Source organism: Mucilaginibacter phenanthrenivorans, from assembly GCF_024721155.1.
GTDB classification, from domain to species: Bacteria; Bacteroidota; Bacteroidia; order Sphingobacteriales; family Sphingobacteriaceae; genus Mucilaginibacter; species Mucilaginibacter phenanthrenivorans.
This window is the reverse complement of sequence record NZ_JAHVAP010000011.1, coordinates 22,184-43,347: the sequence shown is the minus strand read 5'-3', so window position 1 is coordinate 43,347 and position 21,164 is coordinate 22,184. Positions and strand designations below refer to the sequence as shown.

The 21,164-nt window shown below is 40.1% G+C and carries 11 protein-coding genes; 8 read left to right on the top strand and 3 right to left on the bottom strand.

Annotated elements, in window-relative coordinates:
* Positions 1–348 precede the first annotated feature (348 nt).
* On the top strand, positions 349–1,038 hold the full coding sequence (locus KXD93_RS23620) for a TapB family protein (protein WP_258139857.1): 690 nt from the start codon (positions 349–351) through the stop codon (positions 1,036–1,038).
* A gap of 99 nt (positions 1,039–1,137) precedes the next feature.
* On the opposite strand, the gene KXD93_RS23615 is transcribed toward KXD93_RS23620, so the two are convergent.
* Positions 1,138–1,671: a DUF3455 domain-containing protein gene (locus tag KXD93_RS23615; RefSeq protein WP_258139856.1), complete on the bottom strand. Its 534-nt coding sequence runs from the start codon at positions 1,669–1,671 to the stop codon at positions 1,138–1,140.
* A 318-nt stretch (positions 1,672–1,989) separates the two neighbouring features.
* Here KXD93_RS23615 and KXD93_RS23610 point away from each other — a divergent pair, with 318 nt between their 5' ends.
* From KXD93_RS23610 to KXD93_RS23600, 3 genes are read left to right on the top strand one after another with little or no spacing between them, the layout of a single operon-like run.
* Positions 1,990–4,587, top strand: coding sequence for a phosphatidylglycerol lysyltransferase domain-containing protein (locus tag KXD93_RS23610; protein ID WP_308726304.1), 2,598 nt, complete (start codon positions 1,990–1,992; stop codon positions 4,585–4,587).
* A gap of 6 nt (positions 4,588–4,593) precedes the next feature.
* On the top strand, positions 4,594–5,295 hold the full coding sequence (locus KXD93_RS23605; RefSeq protein ID WP_258139854.1) for an AcvB/VirJ family lysyl-phosphatidylglycerol hydrolase: 702 nt from the start codon (positions 4,594–4,596) through the stop codon (positions 5,293–5,295).
* A 6-nt stretch (positions 5,296–5,301) separates the two neighbouring features.
* Positions 5,302–6,072 (top strand): AcvB/VirJ family lysyl-phosphatidylglycerol hydrolase, encoded by a 771-nt coding sequence (locus KXD93_RS23600; RefSeq protein WP_258139852.1) that lies wholly within the window; start codon positions 5,302–5,304, stop codon positions 6,070–6,072.
* Between the two features lie 3 nt (positions 6,073–6,075).
* Here the strand turns inward: KXD93_RS23600 and KXD93_RS23595 are convergent, their stop codons facing one another.
* Together KXD93_RS23595 and KXD93_RS23590 are read right to left on the bottom strand one after the other, a co-directional pair.
* Positions 6,076–6,705, bottom strand: a complete 630-nt coding sequence (locus tag KXD93_RS23595) for a hypothetical protein (RefSeq protein ID WP_258139851.1) — start codon at positions 6,703–6,705, stop codon at positions 6,076–6,078.
* A 55-nt stretch (positions 6,706–6,760) separates the two neighbouring features.
* Positions 6,761–8,023 (bottom strand): BamA/TamA family outer membrane protein, encoded by a 1,263-nt coding sequence (locus KXD93_RS23590; RefSeq protein ID WP_258139849.1) that lies wholly within the window; start codon positions 8,021–8,023, stop codon positions 6,761–6,763.
* A gap of 592 nt (positions 8,024–8,615) precedes the next feature.
* Between KXD93_RS23590 and KXD93_RS23585 the strand changes: the two genes are divergently transcribed.
* The 4 genes from KXD93_RS23585 to KXD93_RS23570 all read left to right on the top strand — a co-directional run bounded on the left by KXD93_RS23585 (position 8,616) and on the right by KXD93_RS23570 (position 21,157).
* Complete coding sequence (locus tag KXD93_RS23585) at positions 8,616–12,776, top strand: hybrid sensor histidine kinase/response regulator transcription factor (protein ID WP_258139848.1); 4,161 nt, start codon at positions 8,616–8,618, stop codon at positions 12,774–12,776.
* A 365-nt stretch (positions 12,777–13,141) separates the two neighbouring features.
* Entirely contained in the window at positions 13,142–16,339 is a 3,198-nt protein-coding gene (locus KXD93_RS23580; protein ID WP_258139847.1) for a SusC/RagA family TonB-linked outer membrane protein, read from the top strand.
* A 17-nt stretch (positions 16,340–16,356) separates the two neighbouring features.
* Positions 16,357–18,054, top strand: a complete 1,698-nt coding sequence (locus KXD93_RS23575) for a RagB/SusD family nutrient uptake outer membrane protein (protein ID WP_258139846.1) — start codon at positions 16,357–16,359, stop codon at positions 18,052–18,054.
* Positions 18,055–18,202: 148 nt separating this feature from the next.
* Entirely contained in the window at positions 18,203–21,157 is a 2,955-nt protein-coding gene (locus tag KXD93_RS23570; protein WP_258139845.1) for a beta-galactosidase, read from the top strand.
* Positions 21,158–21,164: the final 7 nt, after the last annotated feature.

Below are 21,164 nucleotides of genomic sequence, written 5' to 3'. Positions count from 1 at the left end.
TATAAAGGCAAGTAAGTTTACCACAGTCCTCGCACTGTCTAGCATCTTTCGTTTGACCGGGAACGCTTTTGAGTTCACATTCAACAAAAAAGTCCTCAGAAATTAATCTGAGGGCTTTCTTTTGTGGTCTTTACTATACCTATATCGAACCCTTTGTTAATAGATCCAACATAACAGCGAACACTTATAAGCTTCCCAATAATCGTTAGCCTTTAGTGCTAAGTAACTTACCACTGCAGCTGTTCCGCCAAATAGCGTAATGTCCGTATTGATTTACAGTAATTCTACGATTGTATTTCGCAGCCAGGAGGTTGATCTTTGTGACAGTAAATCATTCATCTAACCATTATGAAAAAATTAATCACCCTGCTGACTTTAATTGCTGCGATTTTTGTTAAGGCATCAGCGCAGGATTGCAGCAAGTTTGTGAACGGTGCAAACGGCAGAAAGCTTACCTACATTAACCAGGACGCCAAGGGCAATCAGCAAATGACAGCCGTTTATACAACCACAAAAAAGGATGCATCCACTATTTCTGTGCACGCTGAAATAATTGACAAAAATGGTAAAACCATGGGTACCGGCGATTCAGAAATGATCTGCGATGGCAACGCCATCAAAATAGATATGAAATCTTTTGTTCCTGCAGCGTCGATGAAACAGAACATGGATATGAAAATCAGCGGCGAGGCAAAATATATCACTTTTCCAATGGCAATGCAGCCGGGCCAGTCCCTTGACGACGGAACGGTTACTATCCACATGGATGGCGGCGGCCCAACAGCGGAAATGCAAATGGATTTGGTGAACCGGAAGGTTGAACAAGCCGAAACAATAACTACAAATGCTGGTAGCTTTGATTGCTTTAAGATCACCTATAGTGCCACAACAAAAATAAAAATGGCAGGCATCGGTATCCCCTTCCATATGAAAATTACAGAGTGGTATTCACCTAAATTAGGCCGTGATGTAAAATCTGAAACCTACAATAAAGGCGGCAAGCTGATGGGGACGATGATATTAGATTCGATTAAATAACGTGGTAGATAACGACTATAGCTAGAACATTCAATAAAAAAAGCCGTCAGGAATTAACCTGATGGCTTTTTAAATGGTGATCCCCGCTGTGAAAATTACCTATTTCTTAATATAAAAAAGGTATTCAGCCGTGTAGGGTTGTTCCAATAACTGCCCTTTCTGTTGCCTGTTGGCTGTGGCCGGGGCTTTACCGCCCTTTGTATTGAGCCTTTGGATAAAAGCAACAGGAGTAAGCTTACCTGTTCCGCCCGGGGTTATTCCCTTTAGCAATAGCCACGGGATAGCAAGACTATCGGGCGAGTTGGTCTGCTGCAATTTGGCGCCGCTGATTGTTGAGCCATCTGTACTTTCCCACGTAGGTTTTTTTGTCGGGTTTAAATAATGTTTTCCAATTAACCGGCTGTTATCAGCGGCAGCATATAAGTTGGCACGGGGTTCTACAAAGGTCCATACATAACGGGATGTATCCAGTGGATCCTGTGTGCAAATGTAAACTTGTACACCTTTAGCATAGGCGTGCATGATAAGGCTGCAATTTTCAGGAACTTTTATAGCCACCGGAATTTCCTGCGTTTGTGCAAAGCACGTTAGGCCACCGACAACCAGCAATAGAGACAAAATAGTACGGGTCATGTTTTTGTAGTTAGTTACACGAAATTATAAAAAAGCAGCCGTTATTGCCGCACGGTAATTTCCCCGGAAAATTAAATATATCTGTAGGCTTCATTTTGCCGTGTTATTAAATTCGAACCAGCGCCCACTACCCAATCATAAATCGAAATGCCCTTTACAGCATAATTGTAATTTTAACAGCTATTATTCTAATAATCAATACATCATTTTTTATTGCTTTAACCTATTTGTATGACAGTAATAAGACCATCAGGAAGCCTACTGGTTTGAAGAAGAATGGAAATAGATTTAACTTTGAACCATTAAAAATCCAACGAAATGTTGGGCGAACCATGTATTTATCTGATGTTAAAAAAGCTGTTTATAAAACCCCGGTTATACCTAAGTGAAATTACCGGTTTGCTCTTATTAGTCCTCGCAATTTATTTTATCAGAAGCCAGGGGAACGAACTTAAAAATGTAAGCTATTATATACGCCAGGGTAATCCAATCTGGCTTATGCTTGGAATTGGATTTTCAATAATTTATATTGTTTTACAAGCACTAATGTACCAGGCCAGTTTTCGGGCGCTTCAGCTGAGATTAAGCCTTTGGAAATCAACTGTTCTCTTTTTGAAGAGGAATCTTATCAGTATTTTCCTGCCCGGTGGCAGCATTACATCTTTAGCATTTTTCACAAAAGATATCCAAAAAGAAACCAGCGAAGAAAACCGTACCCGGATCCATTTTGCCAGCACCCTATACGGATTTACCGGTATTGTATCCATATTGATTATTTCAGTTCCGGTGTTGGGCTATTTAACACTAAGTGGAGATAGCTGGAAAAATTCCAACCAGGCGGTTGGCATCGTGATTTTTTTTCTCATCCTGATAATTTACGTTCTGGGTTCTTTTTTTAGAAAAGGATGGGTTTATCGGCTGATCAACAGGTTTATTCCTAAAGTAAATACTGAATTTAAAGATCACCCGGATTTTAAGATTTGGTTTAGCCTGGTAAATGTTTACTCCATTTTAATAGATCTGGTTGGTGTTGCCCACCTTTACCTTGCCATGCTCGTTATGGGCGCGGATGCGAGCTGGAAAATAGCATTGATCGGTTATGTTATCGCTACCCTGATCCTGGTTATATCTCCATTTTTAAGGGGGATCGGAGCCATCGAGTTTTCGCTTACGGTCATTTTAAAACATTACGGGTATACCACCTCCGAGGCTTTGGCTATAACGCTTATTTATCGCTTATTTGAATTTTGGCTTCCGGTTGTTGCCGGTATCGTAAGTTTCATGCTTAAAAAAGGTAATATGGTACTTCGTGTAATTCCTGCATTTTTGGCGCTGGGATTGGGGTTTATCAATATTATTTCCGTACTAACCCCTGCACTGGCGTACCGTGTCAGGTTATTGAAGTCATTTTTGCCTGCCGGTACAATATCTGCTTCTAATTATCTCGTATTTATCACAGGGCTGCTGCTTATTATCACTTCAGCTTTTCTTTTTAAAGGATTGAAGAATGCCTGGAAATTTGCGATTTTATTATGTGTTATATCGTTAGTCGGCAATTTGACCAAAGCAATCGACTATGAAGAAGGGATACTGGCGCTTATTGTGTTACTGGTACTGTTTTTCACAAAGAAACAATATTATGTAAAGCATAACTTGCGCTTACAGGTGATAGGAATAGAAACCGCTATATGGATATTCTGCGGAATTATTGTTTACGGTGTTACAGGATTTTATTTTTTAGACAAGCGGCATTTTGGTATTGACTTTCATCTTATAGAATCTATAAAACACACATTTTTCAACTTCATCCTGCTTGATGTTAAAGACCTTACACCCCGTACAGCATTTGCAGCTGTTTTTTTAAACACTATCCGCATGAGTGGTACATTATCGGTTGGGCTGATCTTTTACGCACTGTTGAAACCATATTTTGTGACCATTGAACATAATGACGATGACTTTACACGGGCTAACGAGCTTATAAATAGGCTGGGGTCGTCACCTGTAGATTATTTCAAGACTTATGAAGATAAATTGCTCTATTTTGCTACCCGGCGGGAGGGATTAGTATCGTATAGGACAGCCGGGAGGTTCGCTGTGGTTTTAGAACAGCCCGTTTGCAAAGACACGCAGGATGAACTGGTATTGCTTGAAGAGTTTGAGGAGTTTTGTATAGAGTCTGGTTTACGCTCAGCCTATTACCGTGTTGACGAGGGAAGCCTGCAGCTTTTTCATACGCTTGGAAAAAAATCTCTTATTATTGGGCAGGAAGCAATTGTTGACCTTGACAAATTTACTTTGGAAGGGAAAAGTAAAAAATCAATGCGAAATGGTTTGAATAGCCTTCAAAAGAATGGATTCAAGACCAGAATTTACCACGCACCAATTAAGGATGGCTTACTCCAAAAACTAGAGTACGTTTCAAATGATTGGTTAAAAAGCACGAACCGTGAGGAGATAGTTTTTACCCAGGGAATGTTTGATCGAAAGAAGTTAAAAAACCAGTCCATTATTACTGTGGAGAATGACGATGAGCAGGTTTTTGGTTTTTTGAATATGATTCCGGATTTTGCGCCTGACGAAGCAACATATGATCTGATTAGGAAAACCAGTGAAGCGCCGGGTGGTGTTAATGACGCGCTCATCATCGCGTTAATAGATTATTGCAGGCTAAATAAGTATAAGTACCTTAATCTCGGATTGGCACCGCTTTCAGGTATTGACCAGGCAAGAGATTTTCCTGAAAAAACGTTAAAATTCGCCTATGAAAAACTTCAGCAGTTTCGGCATTATCGGGGGCTCAGGGATTTCAAAGAAAAGTTTTTACCTCAATGGCAAAATAAATATTTAATTTATGAGACCCATTACGATCTAATTAGCCTCCCTAACGTGCTCAATAAAGTAATGAAACCCTGATTGCCAATGAATAGTTTTAAATTGATAGCGCTTTTATTAATAGCCTGGACAATAGCTCCCGTGAACACTTATGCAGCCGGGAAGTACACAGGTGGCACCAACTTTTATTCAGGAATGCCTGTTATTATTACTAAAGCTAAGACAGATAGGCAGGATAAATTTGTGCTCTTTATTTCGGGAGATGGTGGCTGGAATGATTTTAGCAAGAAAGTTGTTGATAGTTATACGGCCGAGGGGTTCAATGTTATCGCACTGAACAGTTTTAAATATTTCTGGAAAAAGAAAACGCCCCAGGAAACTGCTAATGATATCGCCGGGCTACTGAACGCCTACGTAAATGAGTGGCATAAGCAAAAGGTTATCATCTGCGGATTTTCATTTGGAGCCGATGTTACCCCCTTCATTTATATGCATCTTCCCAATGAACTGAAAAATAAAATAACCTTAGTCCAGCTAATATCCCCCTCTTCTTCTACCGATTTTGAAATCCATATGACGGATATGTTCAGCTCAGGTAATAAGGCAAGAACGATGGATGTTGCATCGTCGGCCCGATTAATTGATATTCCCGTAATTTGTTATTATGGCGAAGAAGAGACAGAAAAGCCTTTGAGTGTAGTTAAAAAAGCTAATTTCAGGATGGTGATTTTGCCCGGAGATCATCATTATGCAAAAAGTTATACAGAAATAGCAAAAAATGCCCTATAATTATACATGCTTTCAGCCGTCAGCTATAATACTTATAAAAACAACTGGAAGGCGATTGGTATCTGTTTATGCTTCGTGGTGTTTTTCAGCAGTTGCGGGCTTCTGCTAAAAAGAAGAACGGTTGCAAATAACGGCACAGAGACAGAGGAATTTGGAATCCCTTTAATTGTTTATCAGCCTCCAAAACCTACCTCGAAAATGGTTGTCCTGCTTTCCGGCGATGGTGGATGGCTGGGTTTTAATGACACACTGGCTGTTGAATTTGCAAAAAGAGGCTACCACGTGATAGGAGTTAACGCCAGAACTTATTTCTGGCACCAAAAGGATCCGGATCAAACAGCAAACGAGTTTAGCAAACTTATTAGTAAATACACTAAAGTTTGGCAGGTAAAACGAATTGTTTTAAGTGGTTATTCTTTCGGTGCCGATGTGGTCCCATTTATCTATAACCGGCTTTCCGATGATATAAAACCTAAAGTCAGTAAGCTGCAAATGCTGTCTCCTTTTTTATCTACAGATTTTAAAGTTCGCATTTCCGATCTTTTCAGTACCGGAGACGATAACAGGACCTACAAAGTTAATGAGGAAGTGCAAAAAATAAATATTCCGGTATACTGTTTTTACGGAGAAGCGGAAAATCCTAAACCATTGGCTAAAATCGTTATGAAGAACTTTTTTGTCAGAATAGTACCCGGAGATCACCATTACCAAAATAGCTACAGGCAAATCGTCTTTTCAATGCGCAACCCCAAAAGGCCTATATACTCAGTTTGGTAGTAATTATCGCAAATTTACCTTTACACCTATTTCATTTGACAAGCCACGCGGATTTACGTCCATGTTATTAAAAGACATGTGCATGCCGGTGAATCCTGCAGTGGTATAAATGGTTACCTTGCCACTCAGTTTTACCGATACGCCGGCACCGCCAAAAGTATACAAGCCGTGGTCTGTTATATTCCTGGTGCTTTCTATATGTGTCGGATCTTCCTGCTCATATTTTATAAAGGTAGAATAGCCAACATCGGCAACTGCAAATGGGCAGACGATCCAGTTGGGAAATGGCACATAACGAAAATCTGCTAAAATGGGCAACACTTTCACGTGCCTGAGATTGTAGCCATTATCCATATGTAATTCACTGTAATCATAGGCAATACCTAATCCCATGGAAAAGTTGGCCGTTGCATCATAATCCACAAACGCATATCCGCCGTCAAAACGACTATGGTGGCATGTTCTGAAATACTGATACCCGGCAATAATCGAGAGTTTTTTATACCATGGCGAATCTGTTTTTACACTGTCAGAAAATGTGGATTTTATCGTAGATGCAGAACAATTACCGTAAGTGAAAAAAAACGTAAGAAAGAGGCCTATCGTAAAGTGCAGTTGTAAGTGCTTAATCATATTTAATTGTTTTTATTTATTCTATTTTATGTTTTGATGGGATGGTTTGCTTCAATCAGAACACTTCATTTAACGCTACAAATAACCCTCTTGCGCCATAGTTCCCTAATCCGTAATCTATACAAATATTTGAGCGGGTATATTTATTAAACAGCAGCCGAAGTCCCGCTCCTTCTCCCGAGTTCCATCTTTGAAATAGATGAATTTTTTGCTGATTGCCTCCGGTTTGCATATTGACAAATGTTACACCACTTAACAACTTGTTTTCGGTAATCGGATAGCGGTATTCCAGTTCATTAAAATAAAATGAAGTTCCTTTGAATCTTCCAATGGTATAGGGCCGGCCGGCTCTTTCATCCGCGTCCGAACCGGTGCCCGGCAATTCAAGATAAGGTAATGATCCGTTTAATAAATAATTCCCCCACGACCAAAAAGCTAAAACATGTTCAGGATTGGTTGTTGATAGCGACCAGTATTTTCTGAATTCAGTTTTTAATTGGGTGGCGCTGTGTTCACTACCCAATATTTCTGAATTTAGGCGAAGAACAACATCCGCGTAAATACCTTTATATGGCCGGTTAGGATGGTCGCGTGAGTTATATTGTAAATTAAATAATATTCCATTTGCCCAATATCCGCCTAAGGGGTAACCATTTTTTAAGCTGTATATGGTGTTGTAGCTTCGTCGTCTTGTCTTTCCCTTATGTGGTTTGTCTATATTCTCATAGCCGTCGGTAATGAACCCCATACCCATATAAAAATTATCAAAAAGCTTGCGATAAATCTTCTCATAGAACTTCAAATAGGTGTATTTAATAGGCATTACCCCCGGGCTAAAAGTCAGAGGTAAACCATTCAGCACAAAATTGTCATCCCCCTGATGTGGCCGGCCGGTACCCAATCCATAATCCAGCGCTACCGTTCTTCCAATCTGGTACCCTCCCTGTAAATTCCATGTATTATTGTTGCTGAAATCATTATGTTTAAACTCTGCGGAGGCTAGCCCGCTTGTGGAAACGAAAATATTCGTGTTAAAAATAGAAAAAGTAGTGTTCGCCGGATCTCCGTAGTTCTTTCCTCCTGACATAATTATACCAAATTCCAAACCATAGCTTGGTGTATAGCCAACTGAAGGTAATAAGGTCAGATTAGAATGGGATTTAGTCGTATCGTCGTAGCTTTTTGTTTTTAAAACAGACCTGATAATATCTTGCAAATCCTTTGTTTTATACAGGGTATCAGTTGGTTGTTTTGCTACACTCGCGAAAACTGACTGGTTAAGTACAAACAATAACAGTAGAATTCTCCGGAAAAGCATATTATGATAACAGGGGTTAAGGCGCCAAAGATAATCACACTAACAATTGCTTCATTGAAAAATATGTTAGCCATGGTTTGATTTAAGGTGGAGTTAATTTACTTTATGTTTGCAATTTTCGGCATAAATAACTGTTAATCTTACTGTTACATATTTTTTAAAATTTCAAAGGAAACGTTTTTCGTTTGGTCGATATCTTCTTTACGGAGCTAAAGTTTACCTGTAGATGACTTCGCGAAATTGTTACCTATAATCTTTTCTTTAGTTTATAGCATTCCAAACGTGCGGTGCTCCCTTAATGCAAATTAAAATTGAATAGGACGTTAACCAGGAATAAAATATCTTTCTGAATAGCTAAACCACCCGACCAAAGCAACAATTTCTTTACAACATGCTACGTGCCGCACAATTTGTTATATTTGGATATATCTGCTTTTAAATGCCTAAAACTAAATTGCTAATCATATAAGGGCTATAAATGAGTTATTCCTGCCTGTACATGAAATTCATTTGACCGTAACTATTTAATCATTAGTTTTGAATTAAGTGCTGCAACCGCGCCGCACCGATAACGAGCCAATTTTAATAATTTATGGGGAAAGCTTTACTATTAATGCTTTTTACGGTATGTACACTTTCGGTATTTTCTCAGCATCCGTATAACCAAAAAGTTATAAAATACACTTTTAAAAACGGCTTGTCATACGGGTTTGTGAACGGCCTGGCGCAGGACGACAACGGGTTTATGTGGTTTGCCACTGCCGATGGCTTAAACAGGTTTGACGGAATAAATTTCAAGGTTTTTAAGCACGATGCAGCTAACCCTTATAGCCTGCCCAGCAATTACATCGATGCTTTGTTTAAAGATCCACAGGGCGATATCTGGATCTCGTCAAGGCGTGGTATTTATCAGTTCGATACCAATACCGAACGGTTTCTGAAGTTTGAACCTTCAAAAAAGGTATCCCTTTATGATATCAGTTGGATAGCTTCGGGTGGCAATAACGTGCTGTGGTTTTCGAGCTATAGCGCAGGGGTGTTTTCTTACAATAAGTTAAATCATAGTCTAAAAAATTTTAATGCCGAAAATCAGCCCGGCTTTACAAAAAACACCGTCAATCGTGTTTTCCAGGATTCAAAGGGACTTTTATGGGTTGCATCAGATGACGGATTGAAGGTTTTTTCTGTTGAAGATGGCGCGATCAAAAAGAACAAAACACCAGAAATACGACTCAGGGGAGTGCCTGATGGAAGGGTAAATAGCCTGATGGAAGACCATTACCATAATATTTGGATAGGTACCAGCGCGGGGCTGGCTGTTTATGTAAGAGCTGAAAACAGGGTGGAGGTGTTTGAAGGCCCTAAATTTAACCTGGCCAGCAATTACTTTTATTCGCTGCTGGAGGACAACAACCATAACTTGCTTATCGGTTTGCAGGATGGGGGCATCTACAAAATGAATTTAGATAAGGCCGTTAACGCAGGATTTAAGGATGTAAGCATCGTCCCGGTAATAACAGACGACAACGTTCACATCACCGAGCGTACCATACAATCAATGTGTATGGATAAGGATAAAAATATTTGGGCGGCCACATTTGGCGATGGTATATTTTTGATCTGTAACGTCCCGGAAAAATTTAAAAGATTCCAGGAGAAATTAAGCGGGACCCATAGTACAGGATATTTGAGGTATTACGGCATGTGCGCGGATAATGATGGAAATTTATGGATGGGTACTGATGGCGAGGGTGTTTTTAAGAAAAAAATTAACGGAGAAGTTATAAAGCATTTTCAGGTAGACGGAAAAGCGGGTTCATTAACATCCAACAATATTTTATGTGCATTAATGGATCATAACAAACAGTTATGGTTTGGGTCTTATGCGCATGGCCTGTATAGTTATGACGGTAAAAAGGATCAGTTTACCAATTATTCCTACAAAAAAAATTCACCCGAGGGGCTTAGCTCCAATGACGTGAGAGTGCTTTTTGAAGATTCACAAAATAATTTGTGGGTTGGTACCAACGGAGGCGGTATAAGTGTTTTGGCGGCGGGAAAGAAGGTTTTTTCAAATTATTCTGTATCCCGCAAAAATATATCGTCAAACAACATCAGGGCAATTTGTGAAGATAAAAGCGGTAATATCTTTATCGGAACTTATGGCGCAGGGTTACTATACAGGGTTAAGGGCAGCCAACGCTTTACCAGCTACTTTAAAAATAACCAAACAGATAGTCTTTTACCAAGTAAGGTTATCTATTCCATTAAATGTGTTGATAATAAATTGCTGGTTGGCACCGAAGGCGACGGTTTAATTTCGATTGATTTAACGACAAAAAGAATAAAAAAATATACCGACAAAAACGGACTGGCCAACAATACTATTAATGCCATACAGCCCGATGGCGAAGGAAATATTTGGCTTAGCACTAATAACGGTTTGTCTAAAATTGAAAGTTCAGGTATCGTAATGAATTATGATATTTCAAACGGCTTACAAACCGGCCATTTTAGCCCCAATTCATGCCTGTACAGCGCCAGGGATAAGGTTGTGTGTTTCGGAGGAACAGAAGGTTATAATATCTTTTTTCCGGGCGAGGTAAAGAAAAGTACGTTTGAGCCCAAGGTAATTATCACTGGCCTTCAGTTGTTTAATAAAGATGTTGAGGTTGGGCAGAAAGATCAGATTTTGACACAGGTGCCTAATAAATCAAAAAAGGTTGTTTTGAAGCCCGAACAGTCTGTATTTTCCATTCAATATGTAGCCCTGAACTATCCTTATGCCGAAAAGACAGAGTTTGCTTACCAACTGCTGGGATTGGATAAATCATGGAACTATGTGCAAACTCAAAAATCAGCTACCTACCGCTACCTTGCGCCCGGTGATTATACTTTTAGAGTTAAAGCATCAAACCAGGATGGCGTTTGGTTTAATGATTATGCTTCTCTTAAGATAATCATTTTACCACCATGGTATAAAACATGGTATGCTTACGCATGTTATTTTTTACTTGCAATAATTTTGGTTTATTATTATTTACGTTACAAAACCAACCAGGCGAGATTTAAATATGAAATTAAAATTGCCCAAATAACGGCTGAGAAGGAGAAGGAGTTGAATGAAAAAAAACTCTCGTTTTTTACAAATATTTCGCACGAGTTTCGCACGCCGCTCACATTGATTATCAGCCCGATAAAAGAACTGTTATCCAGTAAAACGCAAAGCCCTGATGACTTGATCAACGCACACACTGTAGACAGGAATGCGCGGCGCCTTTTAAGTTTAGTTGATCAGCTATTGTTGTTCAGGAAGGCCGACAGCGGGGCGGATAAATTAAAAATTGTAAAACTGGATATCGTTGGCGTTTGCAGGGATGTGCTTTTATGTTTTAAGCACCAGGCAAAAATCAAGCACCTTCAACTTCTGTTCGCCTGTGAATGCGATGTGATTGATATATACGCTGATCGTGAAAAAATTGAAATTGTATTATTTAATCTTCTTTCAAATGCAATAAAATTTACCCCGGATGGAGGGCAAATTAATTGCCAGATTATTGAAAATACTGATGATGTTATCATACAGGTTAAAGATTCAGGATGTGGCATAACACGTGGTACAGGCGAGCATGTCTTTGAAAAGTTTTCACAGGTTCAAAGTTCCAATCAATCCTACGGGGGCTTTGGTATCGGGCTTTATCTTGTCAAAACATTTGTAAATCAGCACCATGGAACTATCTGTTATGAAAGCGAAGAAAATATCGGTACAGTGTTTAATGTTAAACTTTTAAAAGGCACTGCGCATTTTGATGGCAGTTTGATTTTTGACGATGTAGTTGAAACCTCGGTTCTTTTAGAAGAATTGATGGACTTTGATGAAACAGATGTGACTATTGGTGGAACGTTAACCAACGTTAGTCCGGGTAATTATGAAACGCTTTTAAGTAATAAAAAAACATTGTTGATTGTCGAAGATAATATTGAAGTAAGACAATACATCATACAAATATTTAAAAATGAATTTAACGTTTTTGAGGCTGAAAATGGAAATGAAGGTTTTGACATGACAATGAAACTGAGGCCTGATATGGTGATAAGTGATGTAATGATGAGCGGTTTAGGAGGGATAGAGTTATGCAGCCTGATTAAAGAATCGCCAACGCTAAGCCATATACAAGTTATACTATTAACCGCTAATACCCTGCCTGAAATAAAACTTAAGGGGATAGAAGGCGGAGCCGATGATTATATAACCAAACCTTTTGAAAAGGATGTGCTTATTGCCAGGGTTCACGGGCTAATAAAAAGCCGTGAAAACATTCAAAAATACTTTTATAATGAAATAACTCTTAAATCGAACGATTTAAAAGTGCCGGTAGAATATAAGGACTTTTTAGAAAAATGTATTGCCATAGTTGAAAACCATCTGGAAGATGAGCATTTTACCATAAAAATATTAGCTGATGAAATAGGTATGAGCCATTCTAATCTTTATAAAAAAATCAGATCAATTTCAGATGGTTCAGCAAACGAATTTATCCGGTATATACGTCTGCGTAAATCTGCAGAGATTATGCTGAACACGGATTGCACTGTTTCGGAGGCCGCCTACAGGGTAGGAATAAACGACCCCAAATATTTTAGAGAACAATTCAACAAGCTATTCGGGGAAAACCCATCTGAGTATATAAGGAAATTTAGAAAACACCTTAACCACGAAATTTTACGTAATAAAGTAAAAATAAAGCGGTAGAGTTTATTTCTGTTCGTTATTTAACTAATAAATACATTTTTACGAAATACCCCCTCTATAAATACGAATTTACCCCCCTTAAATGTGGCTTTTAGTCGCCAGATTAGCAGTACCAATAATACCTGTAGTTTTAACATTAATTAAAAACGCATAGCATTCTTGTATTACCAGAAAACAACGAGCTTAAGTTTTTTTGTTTTTTTAAGTGTTATATGTACAATTAAAACAGATCGAAGCCAATTTATTATTAACTAAAAACCAATTTTATGAAGAGAAAAAACTACCCGGAATAATTTGATTATTCAGCAAAGTCAGTGCTGTGAAGTTAGAACCTATTTATTGTTTATTAACTAATAAAATCAACTATGCAAAATAATTTACTCAAACACGTACTCAATTTATCTAAAATCTCAAAGATAGCGTTGAGCCATATTTTAATACTTCTCTTGTTGACCAATCTATCTTATGCCAATGGAGCGGATATGATTGGTTCAAAAAAACCTATAAAAACTTCTCCGAAGGTTGAAAAAAAGCCGGTCTCCCCAATAAATGTCAAAGGAAAGGTAATTGACAGGGTAACGGGCGAAACCTTAATCGGCGTATCGGTAAAGGTTAAAAATACAAACATTGGCACAGTAACTGATGTAGATGGAAACTTTACATTTACCGCCTTGCCGGATAATGCTGTTTTATTAGTGTCTTATATAGGCTATGATTCAATAGAAGTTCCTGTAGAAGGCAGATCATCGATGACGATAAGCTTGCAGGCACTGGCTAAAGGCCTTAATGAGGTGGTTGTTGTAGGTTACGGTACACAAAAGAAAACTTCCTTAACAGCAGCTGTATCAACTATAAACACCAGCGAAATAGCAAAAAAGCCGGTCGTAAACTTAACGAATAGTTTGGTTGGCCGTGCTTCGGGCATAATTGTTACTCAGCCTAGCGGTGAGCCGGGCTATGATGGCTCAAACATCCAGATTCGTGGAATTGGTTCAATTGGTGGTAGCCAGCCATTGTTGATTGTTGACGGAGTTCCGCGCGATTTTAGCCGTCTTGACCCAAATACAGTAGAGAATATTTCAATATTAAAGGATGCGGCCGCTGTAGCGCCTTATGGCGTTGCCGGGGCAAATGGTGTAATTTTGGTTACCACTAAAAAAGGCAGATTAGGTAAGCCAAGCTTTACTTACAATTCCTACTACGGCATACAGAATCCAACCAAAGTGCCAACATTTGTAGGTTCATATGACTATGCGCTTTTGCGTAATGAAGCCAACGCAAACGACGGCCAGCCAGCTGCTTATAGTGCCGACGATATTCAGAAATTTAAAGATCATTCTGATCCCGACGGTCACTCAGACGGGCATCCGTTACAGCAGATCATCATGAAAAACAGGCCGATTACTTACAATAACGTTACCCTGTCGGGCGGTGCCGAAAATGTAAAATACTTTGCCTCGTTAGGCTATACGCACCAGGCCGGTATGTGGAGTACAACTTATACAGATAAGTATAACGGTTCATTAAATTTAACAGCAAATGCTACAAAAACAACTACTGTTAACTTATCGGTTATCAGTTATGTTGAAGATAACCACTTCCCTTCGCAGAGTGCCGGAACTATTATCGGCCAGGCACAACGGCAAGCGCCAACAACCCCAATTTATTACAGCAACGGGTTGTGGTCTGGTTATATTGGCCAGTCGTTAATAGGTGAAATTTATCACAGTGGTTACCAGTTTAACGAGAAGCCAACTACAAATTCACAATTCAGCATTGATCAAAAACTGCCAATTAAAGGCTTAAGTATTAAGGGGGTTGTAAGTTACGATGCCTCTACAGAAGTTGACAGGATTTGGCAAACCCCAATACCTTTTTATAACGTGAATACCGCAACTACTCCTTACACGTATGTAGCAGGTATACAGGGAAGCCAAAAATCGCAGTTTACCGAAAACTACTTTCAAACACACTCATTTACTTACCAGGGCTTTTTAACTTATCAGGCCACTTTTGGGAAAAGTGATATCAGTGCTTTAGCCGTTGTTGAATCACGGAATGTAAAATACGAGCAGTTTGGAGGGTACAGGCAAAACTATAACCTGAATATTGACGAATTAAACTATGGTGGTCCTGCTGCGGCTGATGAAACTAACCAGGGTTATTCAAATGGGCAAAAACAACTTGGATATGTTTACAGGTTAGGTTATGCTTACGATAAGAAATACTTGTTTGAGGCAACGGGCCGCTATGATGGCAGTTATTTATTTGCCCCGGGCCACAGGTTCGGTTTCTTCCCAGCCTTTTCTGCCGGATGGCGTCTATCTGAAGAAAGCTTTATGAAGAATATTACCTGGATAGATAACTTGAAACTGAGAGCATCATGGGGGCAATCAGGAGCATATCCTGTTGTGGGTAATGTGATTCAAACTTACCAATATTTAAGCCCTTATAATGCTTATGGTAACTCGGCTGTTTTAGCCGGCCAGGCAACACAAGGGCTTTATGAAGCCTTACAAGGAAATCCGAACATCACATGGGAAAAAGCAAATAAAACCGACGTAGGTTTTGAAGCCTCTTTGTGGAAAGGTGCCTTAAGTATTGAAGCAGATTACTTTTACGAAAAACGGTCAAACATGCTGGTAAGTATTGGTAACTCGCTTCCAGGTGAATACGGGATAGGCACAGGGCTTGTAAACGGTGGTATTATGAGTAATCATGGTGTTGATTTAACCATAACAAGCTCAAAAAGGTTTTCTGATGACCTTAGATTAGATATAACCGGAACATTCACATTTGCAAGGAATAAATTATTGCAGGTTTACGAAACCAGCGCAACTTATAACAACCCAAATAGGCGCCAAACAGGCAGGCCAATAAACACGCCATTTGGCTACCAGGCTTTGGGTTATTTTACTGCAGCAGATTTCAATGCAGACGGAACACTTAAGGCAGGCATCCCGGTTCCAACCTTTAACGCAACCGTTCATCCTGGTGATATCCGTTATGCCGACTTAAGTGGCCCTAATGGAAAACCTGATGGCAAAATTGACGCTAATGACCAAACCGTAATCGGTCACCCTAACACACCCGAGATCATTTACGGTTTAGAGCCACGCTTAACCTGGAAGAATTTTGATCTGGACGTTTTATTCCAGGGCTCTGGAAATAGCAGCATTAACATCAATAATTACTTTGCATTTCCGTTTAATGCTTCAGGCTCAGCTTCACAGCTGGTATTTGATAATCATTGGACACCTGCAACCCCTAATGCCTTATACCCAAGGATAACAGGTACACCAACATCAAACAATACCCAAACGTCTACCTGGTTTGAAAGAAATGATTCATACATCCGCCTAAAAAGCTTTGAGGTAGGTTACACATTTTCAAACAAGCTGTTGCACAATGCTATCCAGTCATTACGGGTTTACGTAGCCGGCCAAAACGTGATAAATTATATACCACACATGAAGGAAATAATTGACCCTGAAAATAGCGGTAGCAATACCAACTATTACCAGCAGCGTGTATTCTCATTAGGTGTAAATGCTACATTTTAATTAAAAATATGAAAGCGATGAAACAGAGATATTTAAAATACAAACAAGCTTTTTTACTGGGTATGCTGGTAATAAGCATCAGCGCATGTAAACACGACAGCTTTTTAGATGTGCCCCCAAAAGGCTTTTTAACAGATGCGGCAACTTTTAGCACATCAAGCAATGCTGACCTTTTTGTAAATGATATTTACAACCAGCTGCCTGATATCAATAACGAGTACCAGCTAAGTGAACAATATGCAGATAATAGCTTTTGCGGAGCTGCATGGGAGAATGGCCAGAGTACGGTACGTTCAGGATCTATCAATCCAAGCAATGTGCCATTCGGGCCGGCAAATATGTGGAGCTGGGAGGGTAACTATACTGCCATCAGAAAATGTAATGTGTTTTTACAACAAGCTGAAAAAAATAAAGCAAACTTCCCTGCGGCGTGGTATACTGAACGCGTGGCTGAGGTTACTTATTTACGTGCCTTTTTCTACATGCAATTATTTGAAAGCTACGGCGGTGTGCCAATTATTAAAATACCGCTTGATAACACCACCCAGGGCGACGCAATTTTTTACGCGCGTAACTCAATTGACGAAACGCTGGCATTTATTGAGGCTGATTGTGATGCAGCTGCTGCAGCGTTGCCATTAACCCCGCAGGATAACGGCCGTGCAACCAAAGGTGCGGCCTTGACCCTAAAAGGCTGGGTGGAGCTTTTTGCAGCAAGCCCGCTGGTTAATACAAATAATGATGTTTCCAAATGGGCAAAAGCAGCAGCAACCAATAAACAGGTAATGGATTTAAACACCTACAGCTTGTTTTCTATTGATACAGGTGCTTATGCCGAACAGTTTTTAACCAAGAATAACTGGAATAGCGAAACCATTTTCGCAAAAGCCTATGCACTTCCCGCTAAAGGGAGCCACAGGGAAGGGTACTTAGGCCCGGTTTACGTAAACGGAGTACAGGAATCATGGGGTAACCTTGCACCTACACAGGGCTTGGTTGATGATTACGCCATGGACAATGGGTTGCCGATTACCGACCCTGCATCTGGTTATGATGATACCCATCCTTACACGCACCGTGAGTCGCGCTTTTATCAATCCATTATATTTGATGGGTCTGAATGGCAGGGAGATATTTTTAAGAGCCGCACAGGTGGCAGCAACCAGATTGACCTTGGTTCAACAAGCGATATAACCAATACAGGTTATAACGCCCGCAAAACGCTGGATGAAGCCATACTTGGGCAAGCCAGTATCGCCTCACCTCCGCCAAGTTCGGCCAATTATATCTTCTATCGTTATGCTGAAGTATTGCTTAGTTATGCCGAAGCACAAAATGAAGCTGTTGGCCCTGATGCATCTGTATATACTGCAGTTAACGCGGTAAGGGCACGCTCAAATTGTCCGGCTGTTAAGCCTGGCTTGTCGCAAGGCTTAATGCGCGATTATATCCACAGGGAACGCCGGATTGAGCTTGCTTTTGAAGATAAGCGCTGGTTTGACATCCGCAGGTGGAAAATAACCTCTGGCCCAACCGGCGTATTAAATACACCGGAGTATGGTATGCAGGTAACTATTGAGGCCGGGACCGGTAAGCTTATTTATAACAGGGTGAAAATTTTCACCAATGCGTACAAAGATTACCAGAACTGGATGCCAATACCACAATCTGACAGGGATAAAAATCCAAAACTTGAACAAAACCCGGGATATTAATCCGGGATAATATAAACACCTTTAACAATCCCGGAACTGATTTCCGGGATTGTTATTTTTAAACAGGTGTTCATGTTTTTTATAGTTAAATAACCAACCATTAATTATATAGATAATTGCTCTAAAAAAGCCCTACTGCCAGTATCTAATGAAGAATAAAATACTAACCGTCACAATCGCTCTAATCTGTTTGTTAACTGCTAAAGCTAATGTGGCTTTTTCACAATCTAACGATCATATATTCCCGGCTGCAACTGCGGCAAAATCAAGCATCGATTTTGATTCAAAGGGGTTTATAATAAATGGTAAACGAACATTTTTGGTATCAGCAGGATTGGAGTATGCCCGCATTCCGCACCAGCTTTGGTACGATCGTTTGCTGCGGTTAAAAAGAGCAGGGTTTAATTGTATCGAGATCTATCTTTTCTGGAATTTTCATGAGCCTAAAGAAGGCGTTTTTGATTTTTCGGGAGATCATGACCTGGATGCCTTTCTGAAATTGGTGAAGAAACTGGATATGTACGCAATTGCACGTGTTGGGCCGTATTACTGCGCAGAATGGGACTTTGGCGGTTACCCGATTTGGCTGAGATTTAAAGATGACCTGGTTGCCCGCAGCCCTAATGCTGCGTTTGAAAAATACACGGATCGCTTTTTTGATAAGCTGATCCCGATAGTTGCAAACAACCAAATTAATCATGGCGGTTCTGTAGTAATGGTTCAGTTAGAGAATGAACATCCGCTTGGCTGGGGAACAGCTATGCCAAACGAATATTTTAAACATTTACAAAGCAAAGCCTTATCACTGGGTTTACAGGTGCCCTACTTTTTTAGCGGTTTGCACCATGGCAGCGACCCCGCCGGAAATAAGCTGTCTCTGGATGATCCCAACAGACCCAACCCATGGTTCAGCACTGAATTTTGGTCGGTATGGTATAATTATTATGGCTCTTCGCAGGAAGATGCCGATACGTATGGCCGCCGTACCTGGAAAATTATCGCCCATGGCGGTAATGGTTACAATTATTACATGGCGCATGGCGGCACCAATTTTGGCTATACAAACAATAACGAAGATGCAGCATCATATGATTATGGCGCAGCAGTAGGACAAACAGGCGACTTACGCCCGATTTATTATCAATTTAAAAAGAACGCATTTTTTGCCCGCTCTTTTCAGCAAATTCTGGAAAACAGCCAGGATGCGGGTGCTGTTTATAACAGCGTTGTTGCAGATAGCGCATTAAGAGTAAATGGCCGTCATAGCAATAACGGTGATATTGTTTTTGTGGATAATCCCGGTAAAAACAGTGTTTCGGTTCAACTTAAAATAGAAGACAACTTAAAGCAGAAAATAGAATTAGCGCCAGGCGAGATCTTCCACCTGGTACATAACTACAATATAGCAACAGGTGTAAAGCTTGATTGGTCTGTTGTAAGGATTCTTGGCACCGGTAAGCAAGGCAACACCACTACACTAGTTGTCTACGGCGAACCGAAATCGGCAGGATATTTAAAATTCTCAACCGTTGCACCTGTTAAGCTTTTAGAGGGTAAAAGCGCTTTTACAGCTAACGGCAGCAATACGGCATTAAGTGTTATCTTTGATGAAAATGCCCCCGTTACTTATACATTTAAATCAAAAACACAAACCATAAGGGTATTAGCTGTAAGCAGCAAGCTTGCCGATCGTACCTGGTTTACAGATGTAAAAGGAAAAAACTACGTAATTACCGGGCCTGAATATTTAGCGCAGGCATCATTCGTAAATAAACAGATCCAGCTGCAAACAGAACATTTTTGGGAACAAAAGGACCAATACCCTTCTATTGCTTTTGGTGAAGGACTGGGTAAAACAATATTAAAAAGCGTTTATGCCAAAATAAAGCACGAAGAAAGTGTTCCGTTTAGCGCTCAATGGCAGGTTAAAAATGCTTCGGCTGCCGCTGGCTTAAATTTTAATGATCAATCATGGCTTAAAAGTAAAAATGCACTGCAGATGGGCGCAGATAATGATCTTACTGCCGATGCATGGTACCGTACTTCTTTTACAGTTATTGACCCCGGATTATATGTGCTGAAGGTAAAAAAAGGCGGCGACAGGGCAACCGTATTTGTTGATGGTGAGCAGGTAGCTTCCGGCTATATTCATAATAACGACCTGAAATTTAATTTAAAGGGAGGGCAGCACCAGTTGGCTGTATTTACCGCACATGACGGCCGCGATAAACTTTTTAATTACCTGGGTTCGCTTCAGGACGTTGGAGCAAAGGGATTAATGGATGAAGTTTACCTGCAGAAAAGCAAGGATGGTGATTATATTACAAACTGGAAAATGTTAACCATAAAAGGCATGACTAAAATGCCCGGGAGGATTAAAATACCAGAGGACCTAACCAGTGCAACAACATATAAAATTGGAGTTGATGCATTTGATAAGCACAGTGGGTTTGCCTGGTTCCAGGCCAAAATTCCTTATGATGCGGACCATGTTCCATCGGCGTTGGATTTTGGTGGGATTGATGATAATGCCATAATATTTGTAAATGGCAAACGCGTTTTGAGGCAGAACGGATACGATATTTCATTTTCATTGACGCTTGACGGCTTACTTAAAAAGGACAGCGTTAATTTAGTTACCCTTTTAATTGAGAACACCGATGGCGAAGGCGGCATCAGCAAACCGGTTGAAATTGTGTATAACGATAAAAGCCGCATAGCCTTAACCAATTGGAGCATGAAGGGCGGCCCCGGTGATTATACAACTTCGCAAGGCTGGAGGACTTTAACCGCTGCGGATAAGTTTGATCGCCCTCAATTTTTTAAAAGCACCTTCATCCTCGCAAATATCAACACCAATAGCAAAAGCATGTATCGTGTAACTTTTGAAGGTCTGGGGCATGGCTCAGTATGGATAAACGGCTATAATATAGGCCGCTATCCTGAAAAGATCCCCGTTAAAAGCATGTACATGCCCGAAAGCTGGCTCAAAAAAGGGCTTAATAGTATTGTTGTTTATGATGAAGATGGTAAAACCCCGGAGAAAATAAAGATTGAGGCCGAGATAAAAGCCAGCCGAGATATTATCACAGAAAAGTTTTAGATTTATG